Annotated in this window: 3 protein-coding genes, 1 tRNA gene and 2 pseudogenes; 5 read left to right on the top strand and 1 reads right to left on the bottom strand. The window is 57.7% G+C overall.

Features of this window, described 5'->3' with window-relative positions; translation table 11 throughout:
* From M727_RS44115 to M727_RS0132500, 3 genes and pseudogenes are all read left to right on the top strand, one after another.
* Positions 1-82, top strand: a pseudogene (locus tag M727_RS44115) (ferritin-like domain-containing protein); the annotation flags it as partial.
* Between the two features lie 250 nt (positions 83-332).
* Positions 333-520, top strand: a pseudogene (locus M727_RS41135) (tyrosine-type recombinase/integrase); the annotation flags it as partial.
* Positions 521-712: 192 nt separating this feature from the next.
* Entirely contained in the window at positions 713-1,072 is a 360-nt protein-coding gene (locus M727_RS0132500; RefSeq protein ID WP_027156008.1) for a VOC family protein, read from the top strand.
* A gap of 56 nt (positions 1,073-1,128) precedes the next feature.
* Here the strand turns inward: M727_RS0132500 and M727_RS0132495 are convergent.
* Positions 1,129-1,203, bottom strand: a tRNA-Asn gene (locus tag M727_RS0132495).
* 248 nt (positions 1,204-1,451) lie between these two features.
* On the opposite strand from M727_RS0132495, the gene M727_RS0132485 reads away from it, so the two are divergent.
* A complete protein-coding gene (locus M727_RS0132485) occupies positions 1,452-2,531 on the top strand; it encodes a mechanosensitive ion channel family protein (RefSeq protein ID WP_027156007.1) in 1,080 nt (359 codons plus the stop codon).
* 506 nt (positions 2,532-3,037) lie between these two features.
* The coding region (locus tag M727_RS38660) for a pentapeptide repeat-containing protein (RefSeq protein WP_036264283.1) at positions 3,038-3,678 on the top strand (641 nt) is incomplete at its 3' end.

The following is a 3,678-nucleotide window of genomic DNA, read 5'->3' as shown; positions in this document are numbered from 1 at the left end:
CGTCTATCTCACCGACAAGGACGGAGTGAGCAAGGGCGGCTTCTATCCGGAAGGGATGAACGGCACGCTCAAGAGCACCTGAGCCGCTCGCGACGAGTGACGATTGGCCGCCAGAAACTGAGCGGCCTGATATCGGCTGCTGTCGGACAAAGACCATGAATAAAGATGATGATGTGAACCACGGATCGGCAGCTTCAAGCCAAGTGTCTCGCCGCAATTTCCTGAAAGTCTCTTGTGACCAGTGCGGCGATTGCCAGCGCCGGCGGCCTTTCATCCTGCATCTCTCGACCGATGGCAGCCGGAAAGACAACCAAGGCGCTGGCGCTGAAGCGGTCGGTCTTCCCTCTGAGGATTACGGCACGCATTCGCTTCGGCGCACCAAGGCTTCGATCATCTACAAAGCCACTGGTGAGCTTCGAGCAGTGCAAATCCTGCTCGGCCACACCAAGATTGAAAACACCGTTCGATACCTCGGCGTGGACATCGAAGATGCTGACTCGCAGAGGGAACTGAAATCTGACTACGGTGGCGGCCCCCGGTTCCGGTCTGGGCTGCCATTGGAGCAGTCATGAACGGCTGTGCTTGGCGGGTTCCTGACAGTCCACTTCCAAGCGCTAAATCGACAACGTTGCCGTTCCATCAGTTCCAGATGACACGGGAACCTTGCTGGTCGAGTAGGCGTTCATACCGAGTTTGGTCCCAGGGAAGAAAAATGAACCTGCAGAAGATCTACACGGCATTGCTCACCGCAGACCTTGCGGCGGCCGAAGGCTGGTATACGAAACTGCTCGGTCGTGGACCGGATTACCGGCCGGTGGACACGCTGGTGCAGTGGGAGCTCTTCAACCAGGGCGGGGTAGCGCTTTCAACCGACAGCGAGATCGCCGGCAGGGGCGTGATGTTCCTTATCGTCGACGATGGCGCGGCCGAGCGCCTTAGGCTGCAGGGCCTGGGGATCGTGCTTGAGGACGACATTGAGGGCGACTACTCGACGCTGGCGCAGGTGCGTGATCCTGACGGCAACCTGCTCACGCTGGCGACGCCGCCCTCGCGGCCCTACCCGCCGGCATGATCCCGCCGGAAGAGTGAAGTGCGCCTCACGCAAGAAACGCGCAGGTCGATGAAACCTGGCCCCCCGAGTTGGATTCGAACCAACGGGCGCTCGATTAACACTCAAGATCTCTACCGGTGAGCTATCGGGGAGCTGCTAATACCAAACTCACTTAATTTCGGATCGGGCTATAAGGCATTTGCCGAATATGGTGGCGACGTCGCATCTTCTGCTTGCCGCCCTATTTCACCAGGGACGGGGCCGCCGCAATGAAGGCCAGCTTTCGGGGACCGGCGAGGAGCCAGTCAGCGACTGACATTGGGTCGTTTGCCGGAATGCCGCCGTCGAGGAACGAGCAGGCACTGGCTGCGTGTTGATGGCCACATCGGGAGGTAAACCCATGGAACCGCGCGCCAAGGAACAGGAGAACCTTTCCCGACTCGAACGGGCCGCGCAACAGACTGCTGATCCAAAAACCATGGAACAGAAGGCGAAAAAGCCCGAGGAAAAAATCCGCTTCAGCCTTCGCAAGGAAGACGTCTGGTGGACGGTTGGTTTCGCTGCCGCTGCCTTGCTGCTTTTTGGCATCCAAGTCCTGATCAATTGGCGCTTAGAATGGCTTGACGCGCCTTTGCGCGTTCGCGTGCTGAACTACGTCAGGGGCGGCCTTTTCATTTTCGTTATGCTGACCGTTGCGAATGTTATCGAAGTCTTTCTCATTGGCCGAATTCCCAATCGTGTTTCGCGTTTCAACCTGCAACGTATTTTTCGATTGGTCGTCGTCGTCGCCATCGTCTTCGTGGCCATTTCAGTCTTATTTGTGAACTGGTACGCTGCGGTTGTTTCACTCGGCCTGATCTCGCTGATTCTCGGCTTTGCGCTGCAAATGCCGATCTCCAGTTTCATCGCGTGGATTTATATTTTGGCCAGGGCGCCTTATCGCGTTGGCGACCGCATTCGCATCGGCGATGCCCATGGCGATGTCATTGATGTCAGCTATCTCGATACGACGTTATGGGAATTCGGCGGCGAACATCTTTGGACCGATCATCCGAGCGGACGCGTCATCAAGTTTCCGAACTCCACCGTGTTTGACACGCCGGTCTTCAACTATTCCTGGCCGCTGTTTCCCTATGTCTGGAACGAAATCAAGTTCCAGCTCGCTTATGAAAGCGATCTGGAATTCGTAGCGAAAACCATGAGAGAGGTCGTCGACGAGCAGATCGGCGACATCATGAGCCAGAAGGTGAAGGTCTATAAGCACATCCTGTCGCAAACGCCGGTGGACGAACTCGAAGTGAAGGAGCATCCCGTGGTTCATTTTCGCGTCAGTGAAAACACCTGGCTCGAGGCCATCGTGCGTTACCTCGTGCCGCCGAAGGAAGCGGGGCGCACCAAAACACGCTTGATCAAGGAAATGCTGGCGCGAATGAATGCAAAACCCGATCGCGTGCTGTTTCCGAAGAGCAATTTGAGGTGAACTTCCTCACGCCCCGCCCGCGAGGAGCCACCCCCGCCCGCGTCGCGGCAGGCAAACCCGGATGACCGACTATATGGGCTCTGTTGATCGGGCTCGCGCATGGATGTATCGCGGGGACAATTTGCTGATCCAGTAACGGCCGCTTATCGATGGCATCACCTCCCGGTGAACGACGCTCAATGCGGGTGCGGCAACCGGATCGTGACCTCTACCTCAAGCGCGCGCCCATCCCGCGCAGCGAGTTCGTTCATCGGCCCCAACGCGACGTCTGAGTAGTTGTTCGGCAATGACCACTCTTGGCGCAAGATGCTCGTTCGTGCTGGTCAGAACGGGCGACCGCTCACCACCCTCTGGCGACGATGCCGCCGTGCAGCGGCATTGACTGGTTCGGGTCAAGAGTTTGAATATGAGAAATGCGCTAACTGTGACGGAGGTGGTCACGGTGGCTCGAGTGTCAGCAGATGTGGTAAGGTTGAGTGTCGGCGAGTAGCAGAGGTCCAGCAACAATGACTTTGAGGCGAACCAGAGCTTACGGCCCATCCGGCTTGGTTCTAGCGGTTTGCACTGTGTTTGCTTGGCAGAACGCCACTGCTGCTCACAATTGCCACGCAGCCGCGACGCCTGGCGTCAATTGGCACGAGTGTGACAAGAAGCTTCTCATCTTAGAAGGACAGGACCTGAGCGGGGCGAACCTGTTCGGTGTTGATTTCACTTCGACCGACCTCAGGAACAGCAATCTCCTTGCGGCAAATCTTGAGAAGGCAACGCTTGTGCGTGCTTCCCTGGCCGACTCGACCGCCAGAGGCGCCCGGTTCCACAGAATCGAGGCCTACAGGACCGACTTCAGCCGTATGGACGCGCAGGGCGCTGTGTTTGCGAGCGCGGAAATGCAGCGCTCGAATTTCCAGGACGCCAATCTGACCAATGTTGATTTCACAAAGGCAGAATTGGGGCGTGCGCAGTTCCATGACGCCGATATCAGCGGCAGCCGCTTCTCGTTTGCCAATCTCGCACGGGCGGACTTCCGAGGAGCGACGTTCACCGCGCCGATAGACTTTGACCGCGCCTTTTTCTTTCTGACCCGTATCGAGGGCGTCGACCTTTCCAATTCGGCGGGTCTGTCCCAGTGGCAGCTCAACATGGCTTG

This window comes from Mesorhizobium sp. WSM2561, from assembly GCF_000513915.1.
Taxonomy (GTDB): Bacteria; Pseudomonadota; Alphaproteobacteria; order Rhizobiales; family Rhizobiaceae; genus Mesorhizobium; species Mesorhizobium muleiense.
Note: the sequence above shows the minus strand (reverse complement) of the source record. Positions and strands in the feature narration are given on the sequence as shown.